Origin of the sequence: Terrilactibacillus tamarindi (assembly GCF_009718825.1) — a bacterium.
GTDB classification, from domain to species: Bacteria; Bacillota; Bacilli; order Bacillales; family Sporolactobacillaceae; genus Terrilactibacillus; species Terrilactibacillus tamarindi.
Map to the genome: position 1 here is coordinate 33042 of NZ_WNHB01000017.1, position 21701 is coordinate 54742.

19 protein-coding genes, 1 riboswitch and 1 other annotated feature are annotated in these 21701 nt (G+C 37.2%); of the genes, 6 read left to right on the top strand and 13 right to left on the bottom strand.

Translation table 11 applies throughout. The features are described from left to right. Positions 1–118: 118 nt before the first annotated feature. Positions 119–703, bottom strand: coding sequence for a PRC-barrel domain-containing protein (locus GMB86_RS11045; protein ID WP_155219824.1), 585 nt, complete (start codon positions 701–703; stop codon positions 119–121). A gap of 193 nt (positions 704–896) precedes the next feature. Between GMB86_RS11045 and GMB86_RS11050 the strand changes: the two genes are divergently transcribed. After that, on the top strand, positions 897–1337 hold the full coding sequence (locus tag GMB86_RS11050; RefSeq protein WP_155219827.1) for a DUF6884 domain-containing protein: 441 nt from the start codon (positions 897–899) through the stop codon (positions 1335–1337). A 77-nt stretch (positions 1338–1414) separates the two neighbouring features. Further along, positions 1415–1861 carry a hypothetical protein gene (locus GMB86_RS11055; protein WP_155219830.1) on the top strand — a complete coding sequence of 149 codons (447 nt, stop codon included), beginning with the start codon at positions 1415–1417 and terminating at the stop codon, positions 1859–1861. Between the two features lie 43 nt (positions 1862–1904). Here GMB86_RS11055 and GMB86_RS11060 read toward each other — a convergent pair whose 3' ends face one another. From GMB86_RS11060 to leuS, 8 genes are all read right to left on the bottom strand, one after another. Next, entirely contained in the window at positions 1905–3512 is a 1608-nt protein-coding gene (locus GMB86_RS11060) for a putative polysaccharide biosynthesis protein (RefSeq protein ID WP_155219833.1), read from the bottom strand. A 612-nt stretch (positions 3513–4124) separates the two neighbouring features. Continuing rightward, positions 4125–4433, bottom strand: a complete 309-nt coding sequence (locus GMB86_RS11065) for a rhodanese-like domain-containing protein (protein ID WP_230459089.1) — start codon at positions 4431–4433, stop codon at positions 4125–4127. A 72-nt stretch (positions 4434–4505) separates the two neighbouring features. Beyond that, positions 4506–5363 (bottom strand): PTS mannose transporter subunit IID, encoded by an 858-nt coding sequence (gene manZ / locus GMB86_RS11070; RefSeq protein ID WP_155219836.1) that lies wholly within the window; start codon positions 5361–5363, stop codon positions 4506–4508. A gap of 22 nt (positions 5364–5385) precedes the next feature. After that, positions 5386–6198, bottom strand: a complete 813-nt coding sequence (locus GMB86_RS11075) for a PTS mannose/fructose/sorbose transporter subunit IIC (RefSeq protein WP_155219839.1) — start codon at positions 6196–6198, stop codon at positions 5386–5388. A gap of 78 nt (positions 6199–6276) precedes the next feature. Beyond that, positions 6277–6768 carry a mannose/fructose/sorbose PTS transporter subunit IIB gene (locus tag GMB86_RS11080; RefSeq protein WP_155219842.1) on the bottom strand — a complete coding sequence of 164 codons (492 nt, stop codon included), beginning with the start codon at positions 6766–6768 and terminating at the stop codon, positions 6277–6279. Continuing rightward, positions 6768–7190, bottom strand: a complete 423-nt coding sequence (locus GMB86_RS11085) for a PTS sugar transporter subunit IIA (RefSeq protein ID WP_155219845.1) — start codon at positions 7188–7190, stop codon at positions 6768–6770. Before GMB86_RS11085 ends, GMB86_RS11080 begins: the two co-directional genes overlap by 1 nt. Positions 7191–7668: 478 nt before the next feature. Then, positions 7669–10497 (bottom strand): sigma 54-interacting transcriptional regulator, encoded by a 2829-nt coding sequence (locus tag GMB86_RS11090; protein ID WP_155219848.1) that lies wholly within the window; start codon positions 10495–10497, stop codon positions 7669–7671. Positions 10498–10802: 305 nt separating this feature from the next. Further along, the gene (leuS, locus tag GMB86_RS11095; protein ID WP_155219851.1) at positions 10803–13223 is read right to left on the bottom strand and encodes a leucine--tRNA ligase; all 2421 of its coding nucleotides are present in this window, start codon (positions 13221–13223) and stop codon (positions 10803–10805) included. A 148-nt stretch (positions 13224–13371) separates the two neighbouring features. Continuing rightward, positions 13372–13638: a binding site (T-box leader), on the bottom strand. Between the two features lie 277 nt (positions 13639–13915). On the opposite strand from leuS, the gene GMB86_RS11100 reads away from it, so the two are divergent. Together GMB86_RS11100 and GMB86_RS11105 are read left to right on the top strand one after the other, a co-directional pair. After that, positions 13916–14875 carry a TIGR01212 family radical SAM protein gene (locus tag GMB86_RS11100; protein WP_155219854.1) on the top strand — a complete coding sequence of 320 codons (960 nt, stop codon included), beginning with the start codon at positions 13916–13918 and terminating at the stop codon, positions 14873–14875. Continuing rightward, complete coding sequence (locus tag GMB86_RS11105; RefSeq protein ID WP_155219857.1) at positions 14872–15441, top strand: class I SAM-dependent methyltransferase; 570 nt, start codon at positions 14872–14874, stop codon at positions 15439–15441. The genes GMB86_RS11100 and GMB86_RS11105 overlap by 4 nt, the downstream gene beginning before the upstream one ends. A 128-nt stretch (positions 15442–15569) precedes the next feature. Here the strand turns inward: GMB86_RS11105 and GMB86_RS11110 are convergent, their stop codons facing one another. The 4 genes from GMB86_RS11110 to GMB86_RS11125 form a co-directional block, all read right to left on the bottom strand. Then, entirely contained in the window at positions 15570–16637 is a 1068-nt protein-coding gene (locus GMB86_RS11110; protein ID WP_155219860.1) for a tetraprenyl-beta-curcumene synthase family protein, read from the bottom strand. 191 nt (positions 16638–16828) lie between these two features. After that, a complete protein-coding gene (gene metK, locus GMB86_RS11115; protein ID WP_155219863.1) occupies positions 16829–18037 on the bottom strand; it encodes a methionine adenosyltransferase in 1209 nt (402 codons plus the stop codon). 142 nt (positions 18038–18179) lie between these two features. Beyond that, positions 18180–18290: riboswitch (SAM riboswitch) on the bottom strand. A 71-nt stretch (positions 18291–18361) separates the two neighbouring features. Next, positions 18362–18847: an RNA deprotection pyrophosphohydrolase gene (ytkD, locus tag GMB86_RS11120; protein WP_155219866.1), complete on the bottom strand. Its 486-nt coding sequence runs from the start codon at positions 18845–18847 to the stop codon at positions 18362–18364. A 405-nt stretch (positions 18848–19252) separates the two neighbouring features. Then, a complete protein-coding gene (locus tag GMB86_RS11125; protein ID WP_155219869.1) occupies positions 19253–19432 on the bottom strand; it encodes a hypothetical protein in 180 nt (59 codons plus the stop codon). A 443-nt stretch (positions 19433–19875) separates the two neighbouring features. Here GMB86_RS11125 and GMB86_RS11130 point away from each other — a divergent pair, with 443 nt between their 5' ends. After that, a complete protein-coding gene (locus tag GMB86_RS11130; RefSeq protein ID WP_155219872.1) occupies positions 19876–21312 on the top strand; it encodes an amidase in 1437 nt (478 codons plus the stop codon). Between the two features lie 182 nt (positions 21313–21494). Then, the gene (locus GMB86_RS11135) at positions 21495–21677 is read left to right on the top strand and encodes a cold-shock protein (RefSeq protein ID WP_155219942.1); all 183 of its coding nucleotides are present in this window, start codon (positions 21495–21497) and stop codon (positions 21675–21677) included. Positions 21678–21701 lie beyond the last annotated feature (24 nt).

Sequence of the window (21701 nt, forward strand, 5' to 3'; positions counted from 1 at the left end):
CTATACTATACATTAATATAATAAAAAGTCAAACACATTCTTCAAATTTTCAAACAAATTTAAAAGAGTTAACAGTTAAACGATATTTATTCGCTTTTTATCCTCATCTTTAATCCATTCATCTTTTTTTCATAACAATTCCATTTGTATTAATAGATATAATGTCTTTAATATGGATTAATTCCTTACTTTCTGTTCCAAATAACTGATCCCACAATCCACCACTGACTTTAAATGAGGATACCTTTTTATTCACCATATCGAGATACACATCATTTATTTTACCGATTTTATCATTTTCTTCATTAAAAACAGGATTTCCTATACTAAACTCTAAAGAAATTAGGTCATGTTGTTCCGTCGCCATTCGTGTTACTCCTGTATATCTTAACGCCTCTTCGTCAAGCCAAATATTATTAGCGTTGATAAAATAGTCTTGTGTTTTTTCGCCTTCAAATGAAAATGATGAAGGCAGAACGGATGATGCTTGAATACCGAGTCCCGATTCTGTCACATGATTAATCGTATCTGGGGGAACAGATTCTTCTGTATCACGTGTATCAACCTTAGAATCTTCATAAACAAATGCTTTGATATCTGCATTTTTGGGATCGATTAAGATATCGTGAACAGTGCGGATATCTTCTCCTTCGGCATCATCATAGATAAGAGGAAATGATTTTATTTGCTGATAACTTAGCATCGGATACTCCCTTCTTTTTTGTTTTTTCAATCCACATATAACGTTTAATACTCTAGAGCGTGTTCAAGAACATCCTCTAATAGTAAAAATACCCTTCAAGACAGCAAACTAATCACAATTCTATAAAATTTTCATGCGTCATTTGACCCATTTTACAAAATAAAAGGTACAATAGTAGGAAGGAGGGGATCAAATGACAAGAAAAGTTGCACTAATGGCAACCGCAAGAAAAAAGAGTAAAGAAACAGCACCTGTTATTGAATTTTATCAAAGTCCATTATTCAAGAAATCGGTGCAATATGCTTTAAAAAACTACGATACTTTGTATTTTTATAACGCAAAAGATGGCCTCTTACTCCCGGATACTATTATGGCACCTTATGATGTATCGATCCGTACATTTTCAAATCAACAAAGAAGAAAGTGGGGAGAAAAGGTTATCGAAGCCTTTTGTCAATATGAAAAACCCGATCAAATTCAGCTTTATCTCCATGGAGGCAACATCTATCGCAAATATCTTGAACCGGTGTTACATGAGAGGGGTTTTACCTTTGAAGTTCCACTTAAAGGACTAGGCATCGGGGAACAATTAAAATGGTACGATGAACAAATGAAAACTGATCCTGAGGAATAAAAAAGGCTAAACATAGAAACATATCCATTTGCCTATACATACACTATTATGAAAAGCATTCTTTAGGGGGTTAATTCATGGTTTATCGTAATCAACACCAACAACAGCCTCAGTGGCCGTCGCCTTCAAATACGTTTAATGGTTATGGAAATATGACTGAAGGACCAAACAGACCTACTGAATATGATCCAACTACGATTGGAACAAGTTATTATAGTTTACCTTTTCAGCCAGCCACAAATCATCAACCTATGTCATCGCCTACATCTATTCCTTATTCGATGTTGCCTGGCACTGAAACCAATTCATTCCCTTACCAACCCACTTACAACTCAAATGGACATCCTTCAGAATCCTACTATCAACAAACTTCGATGTTAGACGATACACTAACAAAAAGAATTGAAGACATTGATAACAATTATAAGCAATTAGCAGAAAGTATTTCGAGTCTCCATGCACGGCTTCGTGTCATTGAACAAAGGCTTGGCATTCCTGTCCCTCCTCAAGCTTACCCATCTTAATTATTTTTGGTACGAAAAAAGCCCTCATAGACTGGAGGGCTTCTTATGCATGTTTTTTCACAAGCTTCGAAAGAAGAGGAACTCGTACTTTACCGATAACTTGCCTTAAAAGACCTGTTTTCATGGAAATGAATAAGTAAAAACAACCACCTACACCAACACTAATAACGGAAATAATAATGGCTTTTCCTCTTGTGTTCGGAATAGAACCACCTGATAACATAAAGATGATTTTAATAAGAATGAGCATCACTAATGTGAATATTGAAATAAGTATTGTTCTTTTTGCAATAAAGGTAAAATTATACCCTGTTTGCCGTTTAATAGCATATAAATTAATTAGAATTGACGCACAATACCCGATATTAGTCGCAATAATTGGCCCAACCATACCGAAAAGTATCATGCAGATTGGATTAAATATCAGTTTGAAAAGAACACCAACAAGTAAGCTGTATAATGTCACCCTCTGCCGATTAATCCCTTGCAATATCGAAGCCGTGACTGAAAACAAAGCAAAAAACAAAGCTGTTGGAGCATACCATCTTAGGATATGTCCACCTATTGTAAGATCTTTTGGATCAACAGTATAAAATAGACCATGAATCATATACCCAAGAATAGATAATCCTGCTGCCGCCGGTAGCGTTAAAAAGATAACAAACTGTAAGGCTTGTGTAATCTTTTTATGAAGACCACGTTGATCCCCTTCGGCATAGGATGTAATCATTGACGGTACTACACTAACCGCAAGAGCTGTTGCAAGTGAAACAGGGATCATAATAATTTTCTGATCATTCATGGATAAAGCGGCATAATACGACGTCATGGTCTCAACACCAAGATGTAAAAACCTAAATATCGTATATTGATCAATTAATTGATAGACTTGCATCGCTATGCCTACGGCTACAAATGATACGGCATAGCTTAATAATTCTTTATACATTTTGCTTAAAGAAAGGCTCGTATTTTTTGAATTTAGCGAACGATCGTCCAGTTCATTAAAACGGTGACGACGTTTCATCCAAAATAACAGCATAACGTATAAACCTGCGACAGCACCTACAAAGGCCGCAAATGTCGCCATGGCACTAGCTGTCCGTACTGACCCATGAAAAACTTTAATAACAAGAAAGGAACCTAACAAAATAAAGACAATCCGTGCCACTTGTTCAACTACTTGAGATACCGCTGTAGGTCCCATTGACTGATAACCTTGAAAATAACCTCGGATTAAACTCATGGATGGGACGATTAAGATTGAAATACTTACGACACGAATGACAAGAACCATATCATTAAGATTATGCCCATCAGCATCCATTAATCCAGTAATTTTTGGGGCAAAAATAAACAAAAATAGAAAACCAATAAGACCTGATAAACTCATCATGAGTAAACCGGTTTTAAATAAACGTCTTCCTGTATGATAATCCCCCATAGCATTATATTTGGCAACAAATTTGGACACAGCTAGTGGTAGTCCTAATGTGGAAATACTTAATATAATTGAGTAAGGAATATAAGCAATTGAATATAAAAATACGCCATCATTTCCAACCAAAGCTGTAAATGGAATAACAAACACAATACCTAACATTTTTGATAGAAATGTAGCAACGGTAAGGATCAAAGTTCCTCTGATCATGAAGATCCTCCTATATGTGAAACTTCAGGCAACCAAATGGTATTTAGAAGTACTCTAACATTTATCCCGCCTTAACGGGCAAGTAAAGACCCCACCTCGGGGATTCTGAGTATTCAAAGAAGATAGGTGGGGATCAACTGCCCGTAAAGGTCCGATTGGTTCAGCTAACCATCAGTGGGGGATGAAGAAAACCCCCACTGATGGAAGTTTCACTTTATTTATAATACGGATTTTTAACCACATAATTTCAATTTCCCCGATGTAAATAAAATGACCATACACTAATCAAAATTGCTCTCAATCAACGTTAATATGACAATATATTGACATATTGATGAGATATGTTATCATGATAAAATCTTGATTGTTAGGCGAAAAGTCATAACTATAGTATTGTACCATAAACAAATATAGGTTAACGCAAAAGATGTTACAATTAAAGAAATTTGTCTAAATTTGATGAAGTCTTTCTATATATTATATCCATTAAAGTCACATCTAACAGAAGCAGCCTACTTATTCCTATTTGCTAAACTTCAAAAAAAACCCCTCTAAACAGAACGACTGATTAGAGGAGCTTTTGCTATTTTTCACGTGTGTCACTTGGCTGTTTTACTCAACATCACCGTGCCATTTTAACATACCACCAACCATGTTTTTTGCTTTAAAACCATGTTCTTGCAAAAATTCGGTTGCCATTACACTTCTTCTTCCCGATCTGCAAACTACAACATGTTGTTTTGAACGATCCAATTCTTCATATCGTTCAGGGATATCCGCTAAACGAATATGAATGGAGGATGGGATTTTGCCCAATTCGACTTCTTCATTTTCCCTTACATCAATAACAGACACGTCTTCATGATTTTTAAGCATGTCATCAAGCTGTTCAGGTTGTATGATCTGAACGTTCTCAGCCAATGCTTCCACCTCGTTTTAAATTTTTTCTTGCCTTATTATTGTCGTGTCCTAGCCTTAAAAAGTCAAGACTTTTTATGCAAGAATTTTTAACCAATAGCCAAGAATACCAACGGCAAAGATACCAAAGATTAACCAAAGTGGATTTACTTTCTTTTTAAGCAGACTAGCTACAAAGAATGTGAGTAGTAATGGAAGTAATCCCGGTAATAACGAATCAAGAACACTTTGAACGGTTGTCACGGTTTTATGTCCTGTTTGGTCTGTCAAATGAGCTAAAACAACTGGAACATTAATACTGGTCCATTTACATACCAGGGCTCCCATGACAAACAATCCTAGTATCGAGGCTCCTTCAGTCAATTTTTGAAGTCGATTGCCTTCAAGATCGGAAATCACCGATAATCCCTTTTTATATCCGTATTGAATGCCGTAATATTTCGTTGCTAGTCTAAGAATATTGAAGAAGACTAGGAAGACTAGTGGCCCAATGATATTCCCTGTTATAGCAAGTGATGCACCTAAAGCGCCAATGACAGGACGTAACGTACCCCAGAAGATTGGATCACCAACACCTGCAAGTGGACCCATTAAGCCGACTTTAACCCCACTAATTGTCGAGTCATCTATGGGTGCACCATTTGCTTTTTGTTCTTCCATGGCTGCACTAACTCCGACGATTGGAGCAGCCAAGAACGGTTGGGTATTAAAGAATTCCAAATGTCTTTTTAGTGCTTTCTTCCGTTCATCTCCCTTATACAAGCGCTTGATAGCTGGAATCATTGAGAAACAAAAACCGACAGCTTGCATCCGTTCAAAGTTAAAACTTCCTAAAAGAAAATTGTTACGAATAAACATGGAAAACAAATCTTTTTTCGTTAACTTTTTCTCACCATTAGTGGCTACATCTTGTGTTTTCACTTGTTCGCTCATTATTTTCTCCCCCTTATCAAGATTAGTCATCTAAATCATCATCTAAATCATTGCCGGATACCGTTCCGCCATTAGTTGCAGCTGCGCGATTTTGGCCTGCTGACACATGATATTTTGGATTTAATTGGATATAGATAATGGCTGCGACCAACCCGAGAATACCTAAAGCCACCAAGTTAAAGTTTGTAAATGCCGCAATAACAAAGCCTAAGAATAAGAATGGCATGAGATATTTAACGGCCATCATATTAATAACCATCGCATAACCTACTACAACGACCATGCCTCCACCGACTTGAAGTCCTTTCGTAATCACTTCTGGTATGGAATTGAGAAGGCTTTGAACTGTAGTAACACTAATTAATGCAACAATAAGTGTTGGAATCAAAACACGCAAGGCTTGTAATGATAAACCTATGATATGCATAATATCGATTCCCCGAATATTCCCTTCCTCTGCATATTTATCTGCACGGTGTTGTAAACCTATCGTAAGCGTTCTTACAAAGATGGTTAAAACCTGCCCAGCTGCTGCAACCGCAACGGCGACCGCAATCCCTTTTCCTATACTTTGATCTGCCGTAATAACCAGTAAAGTTGAAATAACAGACGCCAAAGCCGTATCAGGTGCCATTGCAGCCCCAATATTCATCCAGCCTAAGGCCATCATTTCTAGCGTACCTCCAAGAATAACGCCTGTTTTCAAATCACCAAGTACTAACCCAATAAGGGTACATACAATCAACGGGCGGTGAAGTTGACCTTCATCTAATACACTGGCCATACCTGCAATGGCTGCGATAAGACAAACCAAGATAATTTGAATCAATGACATGATGTGTCACCCCTTTATTTTTTATAAGAATTCATGATGGCTATTTCCTTTGTCATTTTGTATAAATAATGAAGACCATCACTCTTTTGAAAACGCTTTTATTTTATCCATCAAATTAACCTTAGGATCACTTGCAGTATGACGAAGTTCAAGTTCAATTCCTTTTTCGTTTAATTTATTAAATGCTTCGATGTCTTCATCAACAACACTCACAGCATGTGCAATGGCTGTACGTCCTTCTTTAAAACTCATTTGGCCAATGTTTACGCTTTCAATTTTTACTCCACCATCCACAACTCTTAACACATCACTCGGATTCGTAAAAAGGAGTAAAGCTCTTGATTTTTCATATTTTGGATTGTTGTAAGCACGGATCATTTTGTCAATAGGAACAACACTTGCTTTAATGCCTGGAGGCGTAACAGATAGCAATAGCGTTTTTCTAAAGGTATCTTTCGCCACCTCATCAGATACAACGATAATACGATCACATTTGGCTTCTTTGGACCACGATGTTGCTACTTGGCCATGAATAAGACGATCATCAATTCGAACGAGTGCAATAATCATTATAAATCCCCCTCTTCTTCGTTTAAGCTCAAACTCCCACTTAAGGTTTTTACTCCCTCAATGGCCGTTTGACTGATAGCTGGTACAAGTGTTTTTAAGTCGTCTGTCCTTCTCCTTGCAAAACATTCTACTAACATGGGTAGATTTGTTCCTGTAATAACTTCCATTTCTTCGTGATCTAAAACCACAGATGCTGCAACATTAAATGGACTTCCACCAAATAAGTCTGTCATGAACAAAACACCTTTAGATGTATCTAAATGCTTCATAGCAAGAAGATATTTTTCCTTAAGCTCTTCAATACCTTCTCCAGGTAAAAATGTAATTGTTTCCAAATTATCTTGCTTACCAAAAATCATTTCTGCGGATTTCACGATTTCACGTGAAAATTCTCCGTGAGTTGCAACAATTAATGCAATCATATTCAAACCTCCTTACCTTTACTTTGCCTTACACTTTTATATAAGCAAGTTCTGTGCCAAATACAGTATTAAGCGCTTTCAAAAAAGTGAAATACCTTATTTAATCAAGTAAAAAAGGCACTAATTTTTTTATTTTTATTTATCTAGTAACCAATCAATCCATTAAACTTCTCTTTTTGATACACTTTTCATAAATAAAAAGAAACCATCCTGTCAATTGGTTTCTTTTTGATACACAACTTCATTTTATTTTCTGTTTGATACACTATTCTTTATCTGAAACTATTATAATACACGTTCAAAAAGACGACGAATTAGAAGCAAGAAGGTCAAGGCGGCGCCGTTTTGAGGACCGGCCTTCCACAGGATGTGGTGGCTTCAGGCGCCAGCCACAGGACGTGAGCGATTTTAGTTGAAGATCCTCTTGGCGGGCGCCGAGATTCGTAGCTTATCATTTGGTGGCTTTTTGAACATCCTCTTATTTCGATGTTATTCTTTCCTTCATACTATCCGTTAACAAATCAACAATAAACAAAAGTTCATCGTCTTCTAAAGAAACATTCATATGATGTTGAATAATTTCTGAAGCACGCCTAACAATTTTTAATGCCTCTCTTTTTTCCATTGTAACTTCAGCCGTATATCTCAACTGACTATTCTTAACCGCTCTTTCAACGGCGAAGGCCGTATGCATAACAAGATTTATGATTGTTGAGTTTTTAAAATGCACACGATATTCTTTTTCCAGCTCATTAACGAAAAGGAGTAATCCCTGAGTCACACGGTAAGGATTTAAATAAAGAAGGAATTTTTTTAGACCATCTTCACACACACTTTTTATTACCAGATTGGAATGGTTATTCTTAATGGTGATCTGATGATTTTTTAATGCTTGTTGAAGAATTTTTTCGCCCTTACCTTCAATAAATTGTTCAAGTGAGATAAATGGTGCGTTTAATTTTGGATTCTTGACTCCGACAGACGCTATGATGTGATAGTTATCTTTTAACTGGTTAACTGTTTCTTTTAAACCTACTGTTGAGACCGGAATGATTGTAATAGGACTATCCGTGATGTCTTCAATATAAGTTTTCAACATCTCTTTTAACTTCTTTGCCGTACCTTCACCTGTTGAACAAATCGTTAAAATGGCTCGTTTACCATCTAATTTATCATTTGGTTCCAGTAAAGGCTCAAGGAATTGTTCACTGCCAATATGATTTTGTCTCAAAGAAGCATAAATCGTTTTAAGATCCATGTCCATGAAATTGGCTTTACGAACAGCGTCAAGCACGAGAGGGGTAGACACCATATCAATCGCTTTAACTTCAACCCCAGATTGCTCCATAATACGCTCTTCAAAGTAATAAAGCGATCCCATATCGACTAAAAGAAGAACACCTTCGCCTCGATTTGTTTTTTTAACAGCGTCGATAATCTGATCTAATATCTCGTTAAATTGAATGCTTAACGGCATATCAACCGCTTGAATATTATAATCCCCTAATAAATCCCTCGTTACATCGACCATGGATGTGGCAGTACTATTTCCATGCGTTGCAACCACAATGCCAACTTTTCCTTTTTGATTCATTTCATCTGCAGATATCAACAACAAAGTTAAATACATGACTTCTATTTGAGGAATAGTGATACTTAGTGTTTCTTCAATCACCTCTTTCATTTTTAGAGCGACCTGATATTCATTCTTGTTTTCTTTAATCACTTCATGCATGCGGTGAAGTGGTGTTAAATTTTTGCTTTGCATATCCTTTCTTTTAAGAAAACCATCTATATGCAAGCTCATGAAATAAAGGAATTTATCACTAAACTTTCGCTTTAACATACTTTCGGACAACGTTTTTAACTCTTCAGCCAATTGAAGGACTTTCTTATCCACTAATTTAGATAAAGGTGTCTTTTTCTCTTTTGCGACTTGACGATAAAAACTTTTGATATGAAGTTTAATATCCGTTGTCACAAATTTATTTATTTCTTCCTTACTTACCCCTTCATCTTTAAGTAGGTTCGCTTTATCCTCTATAATTCGGTACATATCAAAAGGGAGTTCGTAAACGTCATCTTCGATTAATTCAAGTGTTTCATCATTAGAAATCACCGTAACCGGATCAATCCATTTGGCAATTTCTTCATTTTCCTTTCGATTTCTCGAAATAAGACTGAGACCTTCTTTCATTTCCTGAGGCAAGGTTTTAGAATTTAAGTAAACAAAAGGCTCTTGGATACTTTCTAAGAAACCTTGAGCACAAACGAGCTGAATACCCGATTTTAATTGTCCTATATTACCGAAAGTCACACTTTGAATCAATGCTTTTATAACATCTTCTTGAACTGTAATTTTTTTATTAATACGAGACGCTTCTTTCGCCAATAAATATTTTGTTAAGTCGACTTTTTCTTTTACTTGCCGCTCGTGAAATGAAGGCATGGTTATTGTGATAGGTATTCGACGTAAAAAGGTTTTTAGAAAAGAGGAGTTTGGATCTTCTGTCGTTGCGCCAATAATTAAAACATTGGCCGTTCGATTTCGTTCCGTTTCTCCCAATTTATTAAATTTTCCTGTATCCATGAAATAAAAAATCATCTCTTGTCCTTCAGGTGGAAGTCGATGAACTTCATCTAAGAAAAGAATCCCATTATCCGCTTTCTTAACCATCCCTTCTTTATCGGAAGCCGCTCCAGTAAACGCACCCTTGACATGGCCAAAGATTTGGGAGATTAATAATTGTGGATTATGATAGTAATCAGCACAATTAAAGACAATAAAAGGCGACTTTTCATTCATTTTACCAACATACTTTGCGTAATTATGCATCATATGAGCAAATAATGTTTTACCGGATCCTGTTGGACCTAGAATAAGCGTGTGTAGGCCATTAGGTGGGTAAACAATCGCCGCTTTAGCTTGATCGATAGAACGTTTTAGACTCCCATCAGATCCAATTAACAAATTAAACGGATTTTCCATTAAGTGATCCTTTTGTTTCTCTTTCCCTTGATATAGATCTTTCAATGATTGAATTTCAATAACGGTTCGATCAACGATATTACCAAAGAATTTCTGGATTGTTTTCCTTGGAACATAAAGAACTGGACGAGTCTTTATTTTTACAATCCGGCCTTCTCTAACTAGATTATTTAGTTCAAGACTTATATTATTTCGCAATATATTTAAATCGTCTGCTAAATCGTTGGCTGAATAACCACCAATGTTCAGAAGTTCCTCCTTAGTTAGATCCTCACATTTTTCTTCTAGCCTTTGATAAATACGCTCAATACGCTTCATTAAAATCACCTCCAATACGTCTTATAAAGTGAAGCTTCCATCAGTGGGCATTTTATAAAATTGCTTTATGGTCTATCTATATTTCCTATGGCACTGTTTTATTTCTAACCTGATGTACCGTTTATGTAAGCGTTTTTATTTTTAATTTTACCACGACAATAAACAAATAGAAATGAGTTAGGTTACTTTTTCAATAAAAAAACGTGTAGCATGTCAATCTTTAATAGTCACATTAAAGATTGAGCTACACGTATGATGACATTGCTATGTTATGGATCTTATCAACAAAGCCAATTAATATGATTTTAGTTTGCTACTATATTGACAATTTTATTTGGCACGACGATCACTTTGCGAATCGTTTTATCTTTCAACCATTCTTGAACCGTTGCGTCTTCAAAGGCTTGTTTTTCTAAGACATCTTTAGCTGTTCCTTTTTCAATACGCAATTTTGCTCTTACTTTACCATTAATTTGTACCACAACATCTACTTGAGTATCTTCTAGTTTAGAAGCATCAAAGGTTGGCCATTGGCTTGTTTGGATGGATGCTTGATGGCCTAATATACTCCAAATTTCTTCTGTCATATGCGGCGCAACAGGAGATAACAATTTCACAAATTCCTCAATCATATAGAGTGGTAATTGATCTTGTTTATAGGCTTCATTAATAAAGATCATCATTTGTGAGATGGCGGTATTAAAGTGAAGATTTTCAAAGTCTTCGGTTACTTTTTTGACCGTCTGATGATAAACTCGTTCAAAGGCTGTATCCTTCGTTGCCTGATTCGATATTTTATCGGCAACTTGATTGTCATCCGTCACAATAAGACGCCAAACACGATCAAGGAATCGTCTTGAACCATCCAAACCTTCTTCAGACCATGCAATGGCTGCATCAAGTGGTCCCATAAACATTTCATACAACCTGAGCGTATCAGCACCATGAGATTGAACGATGTCATCTGGATTGACGACATTTCCTTTCGACTTACTCATTTTTTCATGATTCGAACCTAAAATCATGCCTTGGTTAAACAATTTTTGGAAGGGTTCTTTAGTTGGAACAATCCCAAGGTCGTAGAGTACTTTATGCCAAAAACGAGCATAGAGTAAATGTAAAACGGCGTGTTCTGCTCCGCCGATATAAACATCAACAGGGAGCCATTTTTTGAGTTTTTCTGGATCAGCCAATGCCTCTTTGTTGTGTGGGTCGATATAACGTAAGTAATACCAACAGCTTCCTGCCCATTGCGGCATCGTATTGGTTTCACGACGACCTTTTAGTCCCGTTTCTGGATCAACAACATTGACCCAATCCTCTATGTTAGCTAGTGGAGATTCTCCTGTTCCAGACGGTTTAATTTCATCTGTTTTTGGTAACATAAGCGGCAAGTCTTTTTCGTCAACGGGTCTCGATGTTCCATCTTCATAATGAATAATAGGAATCGGTTCGCCCCAATACCGTTGACGGCTAAATAGCCAATCACGAAGACGATACGTTATTTTTTTAGATCCTGCATCGTGCTCTTCTAGCCATTGAATCATAGCTGGAATGGCTTCGTTCTTCTTCATTCCATTTAGAAAATCTGAATTAATATGTTTTCCATCTTCAGTGTACGCTTCTTTTGATATGTCGCCGCCTTCAACGACTTCGTAGATTGGCAAGTCAAATTTTTGAGCAAATTCATAGTCTCTTTGATCATGTCCTGGAACCGCCATAACAGCCCCTGAACCATAGGTGACTAAAACGTAATCTGCAATCCAGATTGGGCATTTCTCTCCATTTGCTGGATTGATCGCATAGCTTCCTGTAAATGCGCCTGTTTTGTCTTTATTAAGTTCGGTACGCTCAAGATCACTCTTTGTTGCGACCTCATTTCGATACGCATCAATTTCAGATTTCTGATCAGTCGTGGTAATTTTATCTACCAATTTATGTTCAGGAGCGAGTACGAGAAAGCTCGCGCCAAACAATGTATCTGGCCGAGTCGAGAAAACCGTTATTTTATCGTCATGACCCTCGATAGAAAACGTGATATTTGCCCCTTCTGATTTTCCAATCCAGTTGCGCTGCATATCTTTGACACTTTCAGGCCAATCAAGTTCTTCAAGATCATCAAGTAATCGATCGGCGTAAGCGGTAATTTTAAGCATCCATTGTCTCATAGGCTTACGGATAACTGGGTGGCCCCCACGTTCACTTTTTCCATCGATGACTTCTTCATTGGCAAGAACCGTACCAAGAGCTGGGCACCAGTTTACTGGCACTTCATCCACATAAGCCAATCCTTTTTTATAAAGTTGAAGGAAGATCCATTGGGTCCATTTGTAGTAATCTGGATCTGTTGTGTTGACCTCTCTATCCCAATCATAAGAAAAACCTAAAGATTTAATTTGTCCTTTAAAGGTTTCTATGTTCTTTTTCGTGAATTCACTCGGGTCATTTCCCGTATCTAACGCATATTGTTCAGCAGGAAGTCCAAACGCATCCCAACCCATAGGGTGTAAAACTTCAAATCCTTGCATGCGTTTCATTCTCGAAAGAATATCCGTTGCTGTATATCCTTCAGGATGTCCAACATGCAATCCTTTACCTGATGGATAGGGGAACATATCGAGTGCATAGAATTTCTTCTTATTCGATTGATCGTCCGTTTTGAATGTTTCATGTTCTTCCCAGTATTTTTGCCATTTTGGTTCAATCACCTTATGATTATAGGCCATTGATAACGCCTCCCTTAATACATCCCATAATAAAAATGTTAAAACGAGCTATGTTAACTAAACATACTTTTTGTTTTATATTTAAATGGAAATTCCTAGTTTTATTAACATAGTTCACAACTAAAAAACCTCTCATCCCAAACGTATTGTTAGGGACGAGAGGTTGACACACATGTGTATCGGTTACCCGCGGTACCACCCAAATTAGTACTAAACGTACTCACTTGTTTATGCCTTAACGCAAGCTTCACGGCAGATAGTTACTCATCGTTCACTACTGCAACTCAGAGGCGAGTTCGTTCCTGTTAGTATTGACTTGCACCAACCGTCAACTCTCTTTATTAGAATCTATGCTAAAGATGATACGACTCTATAAACTAACGACGTCACTAATACTCCTCGTCCATGTTTTTCATCATTATATTCATCATTATAACCAATAAAAGAATCCTATACACCTCATTGTATGTAAGTGAATTTTATATGTCAACATCTTTTACCTTTTTTTAAAAAGACAAGTTAAGATCCTTCGCTCAAAGGAACTATAGTGAATGATCCCTCATTACCCTTGGACTTAACCCTCACAGGCTTGAAGAAGGGGAATTTTTCCGGAAATCTGTTAAAAATGATAGAATGAATTTCCATCTATAATTTGGTAGACTAGGTTATGATGTGAATGGAGGAGTTTATTCATGATTAGCGGTATACCTCATTTTTATCCAGAAAATAAACGTTACTATTCTTGGAATACATTTTTAAAAACGAAATTTGGTGAAAAAGTATTTAAGATTCCACTTGACGGTGGATTCGATTGCCCCAATAGGGACGGCAAAGCTGCTTACGGAGGTTGTACTTTTTGTAGTCAAAGCGGTTCAGGTGATTTTGCTGGAGACAGACGTGACGACTTAGTGACGCAATTCCAAGTCGTTAAGGAACGAATGCATCGTAAATGGAAAAAAGGCAAATACATTGGCTATTTCCAAGCCTTTTCGAACACTTATGCGCCTGTTGATATTTTAAAACAACGTTATGAAGTGATTCTAGAGCAAGATGGTGTTGTTGGTTTATCCATTGCCACTCGTCCCGATTGTCTCCCTGATGATGTGGTTGAGTATCTAAACGAACTTAGCAAAAGAACCTATTTATGGGTAGAATTAGGGCTTCAAACCGTACACGATAAAACAGGAGAACTCATTAATCGTGCACATGACTTTGACTGTTATAAAGAAGGTGTGGCCAAACTACGCCAACATAACATTCCAATTTGTACACATATTATCGATGGACTTCCTGGAGAGACACCGGAGATGATGCTTGAAACGGCAAAAGAAGTGGCTAAACTCGATGTTCAAGGGATTAAGATCCACCTTCTTCACCTCTTGAAGAAAACAGCCCTCGTGAAACAGTATGAAAAAGGATTATTTGATTTTTTGGATTTTAACACCTATATCCAACTTGTCTGTGATCAATTAGAGGTATTGCCGCCTGAAATGACCATTCATCGTCTTACCGGAGATGGTCCTAATGATCTATTGATTGGGCCTATGTGGAGTCTGGATAAATGGGAAGTATTAAATGCCATTGATCATGAACTTGAGAAGCGGAACAGTTGGCAAGGAAAATATTATGAAGTGAAGGCGGCGCATCAATGATATTAAAAGGTAACATTCAAATGGCTCATGATATTCTACTTAAGGCTATCGAGCGCGGTGATGTCGTCATTGATGCGACTGTAGGAAATGGTCATGATACGTTATTTCTAGCTAACGCTGTCGGAGAAGAAGGGCTTGTCTATGGATTCGATATTCAAGAACAAGCCATCGAAAATACAAAAAAGAGACTCATTGAAGCAGGGAAAAATCAACAGGTCAAACTCATCTTAGATGGTCATCATCGTCTTGAACAATATATAGACGAAAACACAAATATCAAAGCAGCTATCTTTAACCTCGGTTATCTTCCAAAAGGAGATAAAACCATTGTTACGAAACCAGATACGACGATTAAAGCAGTCAAAGCCATACAAAATCGACTGGTTATTGGAGGAGTCATTGCACTGGTTATTTATCCAGGCCATCCAGAAGGGACTGTTGAAGCAAACACCCTATTACCCTTCTTTAAATCCTTAGATCAACACTTTTGGCGAGTTATAAAAATTGACATGTTTAATCAAGTTCATGAGCCACCCTTTCTTATTGTTTTAGAAAAACGTAAATAAAGTGAAGCTTCCATCAGTGGGGGTCTTAATTCCCGTTAAGGCGGGATAAGTATCTATTAACATAAACAACAAAAGTTCGGCCAATTGATTATAATAGGCCGAACTTTTTTCTTACATTAATCGAATTTTTAAATACTTGGTTTTAATCGTCGGTATAGCCAACCATTAAAGAAAAAGAACATGCCTGATAGCCCTGCTTTTCTCATAAGACGCCGCGATAAATATCGAACGTTTTTTTGCCCAGCTACTTTTTTATCCGCTAAGTAGATGCTTAACAATCCGCGATTGATCATGAGGTGGAAATTTTTATCTGGTAAGGTTTTAATGCTGATATCAGCTTGTTCAATAAAATATTGAAAGCGTTTGATCATTTCTCTATCATTAGGATAATAAAAACAAAAGTTCAAGTCTCCACCTTGTTTATCTTCTTCCTGATCTATAAAGTAATCCATTAAAATATGTAATCCCTGTACCCACGGAAAGTAACCCTCTTTGATTGTCTTTGCAAGACTTTTCATTTCGCTTCCTTTAGCATAAGCATAGGCTATTAAACAAAAGATTCCTAACGTTGATCCTGAACAAGCGGAAAATTCATACCACGTCATAGCCGGAACTTGATGTTTGTATTGATTAAACCATGCTTCGAGACGGGGAACACGTTCTTCTTTTGTTACATGTTTATGCACCTGGAGATCGCAATAGTAACCTGCCAATTCAAGAAGAGCAGATTTAATTTCATCATATCCTTCACAATTTTCGAGGTAAGATTGACAAGTTTTGACGAGTTTAAGTAAATAACCGCCATCAGAAGAAACCTTTCTTAACCGGTAATAATTTTCAGGTAAAGCGCCAGGTGTCAAAGCATGAATCATAGCTTGATGTAAGGCTCTAAAGTCTTCTGGATCTTGTGACGTACTTCGATCACATAGATTATCTAAATAGTCACTGATCGTTTGATAAGCGACAATAAATGGAATGACCTCTAAATAATGATCCCGAGCAAGAAGACTGTAAATGGCTCCTCCTTCACAATGAAAGGTTTTTGACTGGATACTAGCTAATGCCTGTTTTTGTAATTCTGGATCAGGTATTTTTAAAGCTAGTTTATGCCATTTGTTTAATTCATGATGGACACCTGGAAGTACTTTTCGATATATTTGTGCCATGAGTCCAAATGGCGTTGATGGTACTTTCATGTACTGACCTCCATAGAACCTTGTCTTCATCGAACATTATATGCCTATCTTTGAACTTGTAACACAACCTGTGTTATCTATAAGTATATCAAATTTAGTCAAAGATGTTAAAAAAGGCGTGACCTCGCTTAAGTCACACCTTTTTTTATTGCTTTGTATATACCCATGTTCAACGTGATCGTAACATCGATTTATTTAATTTGACATTTTTCTTTAATTAGTTCTGCTTTATCTGTGTGTTCCCAAGGAAGGTCGACGTCAACTCTGCCGAAATGTCCATAAGCTGCTGTTTGACGGTAAATGGGTCTTCTAAGATCTAGCATTTTTATAATCCCTGCAGGACGTAAATCAAAGAGTTCACGAACAGTCGCAACTAATACGTCTTCTGGTACAACACCCGTCTCAAATGTATCGACTGAAATCGATACGGGTTGAGCAACACCAATAGCATAGGCTAACTGTACTTCGCATTTTTCAGCTAGACCTGCCGCTACGATATTTTTAGCCACATAACGAGCCGCATAGGCCGCTGAACGGTCAACTTTCGTTGGATCTTTCCCAGAAAAAGCTCCGCCACCGTGTCTAGCATAACCACCGTATGTATCAACAATGATTTTACGCCCAGTGAGTCCAGCATCGCCTTGAGGGCCACCAATGACAAAGCGACCTGTCGGATTAATAAAAAATTTCGTCCGATCATCAATTAATTCACTTGGGACGATCGATTTTATCACAATTTCAATCAGGTCCCTGCGAATTTGTTCCTGAGAAATTTCGGGATGATGTTGGGTTGAAATAACAATCGTGTCGACTCTAGAAGGCTTTCCTTCTTCATTATACTCAACCGTTACTTGCGTTTTTCCGTCGGGACGCAAGTAGTCAATCTCACCCGTTTTTCTTACTTCAGATAATTTTCTAGATAATTTATGGGCTAATGATATTGGTAATGGCATTAATTCAGGTGTTTCATTAGAAGCATAGCCGAACATTAAGCCTTGATCTCCTGCACCTATCGCCTCAATCTCATCATCCGTCATTTGGCCTTCTCGTGACTCAAGTGCTGTGTTTACACCTTGTGCGATGTCAGGTGATTGCTCATCAATGGAAGTTAATACCGCACAAGTTGCAGCATCAAAACCATATTTTGCTCTGTCATACCCTATATCCTTGATGGTTTTTCTTACAATTTTCGGAATATCTACGTAGGTTGATGTGGAAATTTCTCCTGCAACGAGCACCAGTCCCGTATTCACACTTGTTTCGCATGCAACTCTTGCAACTGGATCTTTTGCTATAATTTCATCTAAGATAGCATCGGATATTTGGTCACAGATTTTATCTGGATGTCCTTCTGTTACAGATTCTGATGTGAAGAGTCGCCTGGAATATTTCTTTGCCATTTGTTCTAAGTCCTCCTTCTACATGAACTATGATGTCTATTAATAACGGTACTCGTTTCCCACTGATATCGTGTTAAAAGCATGAAAAAAAGACCTCGTCCCTCTTAAAGTAAGGAGTAGGCCGCCGGTCAGATCCACGCACCTCTTATCGTCAAGGGAATTTAATTAAATCCTTTCAGGTTAGCACCGTACACATAACATGCCGGTTGCCGGGCTTCATCGGGCCTGTCCCTCCGCCTACTCGGGATAAGAGCAGCCGTATTAGAATTAGAATATCGCAGTCATGAATACCTGTCAATAACTATAAAGGATAAGTTATCGTTGTTACGAAGATAAATAGAGTTTCTTAATTCTTTTAAGGCAATAAGTGAGAACATCATCTCTCATCATAAAACTATAATGATTTAATTTCTTTATATGTTGGGGAATGTTCTGAATAAAATAAGGGCCTTCAGTCTCTAGATAGTCCATTTTTAACCGAATATCTGATATGGTAGCATAATATACATTCTTCACAATCGTACCATTTTTACCTTCAACTTTATATTGGCCAATGTAATGGATATCAGACACTTTTGCCCCGGTTTCTTCATCTACTTCTCTAATAGCTGCCATTTCGGGTGTTTCACCGTCTTCGACTTTACCACCAGGGAACTCTAAACCACGTCTTGGATGTTGGGTTAATAGCCACTGTGTATGGAACTTGCAAATCACCCATACATGCTTTGGTTCGGAAGAAAAGGGATGATCTTCAAATGACAAAGTAACTCTGTTTTGATAATAATCATCAAAGGTAATCGATTGACTCATTGTTTATAACTCCATCCCTATCTATAAATGCGTGTTCAAAAAGGTGACAAATTAAAAGCAAGAAGATAAGAGCGCGCAGTTCCTGAGGACCGGCCTTCCACAGGATGTGGTGGCTTCAACGTTGCTCACAGGACGTGAGCGTTTTTAGTTGAAGATCCTCTTGGATAGCGTCCGAGATTCGTAGCTTATCATTTGGTGACTTTTTGAACAACCTCTACAAAGATTTTGGGCTCGAATAACTAAACCAATTCATAACTGTTTAGCTTAAGGATGTAATATATAAATATGAAAAAAAACAGCCTCATGTCCGCATCTTTTTGGTTAAAATTTATTTAGTCTATCATTCAGTATAAAAAATTACGCCCACTTTGTCCAATCTATACGAAAAAAAGATCGTGTAGTCTTTTAGTGGAACTGATCTTCAGAATAACGGTCTTGGTAACGCTTCCATTCTTCTTCAAGTTCAGATAATGTTAGACCTAGTAAATCAGATTCAGATTCTTCTGCATTTGCTTTTATTAAATCAACAAGTTCGGCCTTTCTCTTCATAACGGCAGCTCTTAATATATTATTTGGGCGCTCCATTAGGCGTCCTCCTTTTTTTCTATAAACTATAAAACAGCCATTTCATCTATTTTCATTGTTGCCAATCACGTCATCTTTTAAACTATTTAAGAAAAATGGTTTATAAACTCTGAAAAAGGGAATTCAACTACTAACCCTAATCCCAACAACTAATTCATCGTTTATTCTGCGTATTATACGCAGATTTTTTTTTGCTTTAAGAAAGGCTTCTGTCTCGCCTTATATGCCACGCAATTGACAAGTTTTCTTTAGTTTTTAAATCAGAGAGTGATACGAATAAAAATTAGATTGGTTACAGTGTTATAGAAGGTTGGCGAGAGAAAGAAAGCGCATACATTTTGTTATAAAAAAAATTTATTTCTTTATTATAGTATATTAAAAACAGTACATGAATTGCCACTCTTTTTTATTAAAAAGTTTAAAAATTTAAGGAGGTTCCTCTTTTGAGTTCACAACAATCATATTCAGCTAATGAACTATTAAGAAGATACAAAAGCAAAACCTTGTCCCCGCTTGAATATATTCAAAATTTATTTCACCGTATCGAGCTGATTAATCCTAAAATTAATGCCTTTGTTGCATTAAATAAAGAAAAAGCGTTATATCAAGCTAAACAGGCTGAACGTATTTATGGAAAAAACGATAACGCTAGGCCACTTGAGGGCGTCCCAATTGCCATTAAGGATTTAACAAATACCAAAGGACTTCGTACAACCTATGGATGCCTCGTGTATAAAGATCATATACCGAAAAGAGATGCAACGATCGTCAAACGATTGAAAGAAGCAGGAGCCATTATTATAGGTAAAACCAATACACCTGAATTTGGTCATACGGGAACGACAACAAATCTGCTTTTTGGACCCTCTCGAAATCCATGGGATTTGGCAAAAGCGACCGGAGGATCAAGCGGAGGTTCTGCTGCAGCCGTTGCTGCCGGCTTAGTCCCTTTAGCTGAAGGAAGTGATGGGGGAGGTTCAATACGTATACCCTCGAGTTTTTGCGGTGTCTATGGTTTTAAACCTTCCTTTGGACGAATTCCTATGGATAACCATCTTGATGGTATCTTTGGTAACCATGAGCCTTTTGTCCATTATGGTGTCATTGGTCGGCATATAGACGATATGGCTTTAATGTTTGATGTCGTTCAAGGTGATGCCATGACAGATCCTTTTTCACTACCTAAGATGCAAGAGTCTGTTGCCCGTTTAATAAACCTAAAAACCCGAGACTTTCGGATTGGATGGACAAGTGATTTTGGAATTTATACTCTTGATGAAGAGGTCAATCACCTCTTTTTTGATACTTTATCAAAGCTCGAGAGACTTGGAATAACGGTTGAACACGTGAACATAGATATGAAGAAAACACTTCCCGAGTATATTGCTTATTTTGAATCGTTATGGACATGTGGTTTAGCTGCCAGCACAGGTGAATTTGCGGATAAACATAGGGATCGTTTACCTGAAACTTTACTATCGATGATTGAACGAGGAAAACAATTATCGGCCGTGGAATTCAAATCATTGGAAACCTATCGGGCCTATCTTTATCATATGATGGAATCTCACTTTCAAACTTATGACATTATACTATCACCAACACTTGCGGTGCCGCCGTTTGATTATGATCAAGAAGGACCTTTCCATATAAACGGCAAGAAAATCAAACGAGATTCGGACTGGGTCATGACGCAATTGTATAATTTAACTGGTGAACCAGCGATATCCATCCCCATTGGATTTACAAAAAAAACAAAATTACCCGTTGGCATTCAGGCAGCAGCAAGGCGTTTAGATGACGTTCGTCTCCTTCAATTTGCCAAGTTAATGGAAGATGACTTTCAAATCCCAACTTTAGCTCCGCAAAATCATGATTAAAGAGTCAAACTAATCTTCTGTTGACTCTTTAATGTTTAGTTTTGATAATATCGTGGCTCTACAATTTGAATACATACTAATACTTATTTAGTACTGCCATTTTGTGGAATTGAAAGCGAGTTTTTTTATTTTTTTGTAAAATAGGGTATAATAGAATGAGTATAGAGGAAGGGATGATCGAATTGGCATTTAATAGAGGTCCGCAAGAACCAATACCTGAAGAAGAAACAAACGTTTGGTCATGCACGAATGAATCATGCTCAGGTTGGATGAGAGATAAATTTTCTTTCGAGGAAGAGCCGTCATGTCCTTTATGTCAATCAAAAATGGAAAAAGAAACCCGTATCCTTCCTGTGATCGACTAATCTTCAATTCATGATTGAAGATAA